The sequence below is a fragment of the Roseovarius halophilus (ex Wu et al. 2025) genome, from assembly GCF_047086965.1.
Genome location: NZ_JBKOTX010000588.1, coordinates 1 through 365, shown reverse-complemented (window position 1 = coordinate 365; position 365 = coordinate 1). Strand labels below are relative to the sequence as shown.

Annotated in this window: 1 protein-coding gene; it reads left to right on the top strand. The window is 72.6% G+C overall.

Going from position 1 to position 365, the window contains the following annotated elements:
- The coding region (locus tag ACH107_RS33615; protein WP_412509902.1) for a hypothetical protein at positions 1–365 on the top strand (365 nt) is incomplete at both ends.

The window sequence follows — 365 nt, the reverse complement described above, 5'->3', positions numbered from 1 at the left end:
GACATCCGGCTGACCGCCGAAGGGCGCGCGCATCCCATGCTGTCGGGCCGCGTGGACGGTTTCGCCGTGCCCTGCATCCACCGCGACGAGGTGCGCCGCCTGCCGGCCGCCGCGCGCCTGCTGGCCGGAAACGATCATTCGCCCGTGCAGGCCATGAGCATCACGGCGGACGGGGTGGATTTCCGCGGCACCCAGTACCATCCCGAGCTGACCCCCGGCGACATTGCCGACTATGTCCGCGCCAACGGCATTTTCGCGGCGCTGGCCGGGCTGGAGGCCGTGCTCGATGCCGCCGAGAGCGATCCGGCCGCCGCGCGGCGCCTCGGCACCTCGCCGCAAGAGCTCAGCGTGGACAACCGCACGGC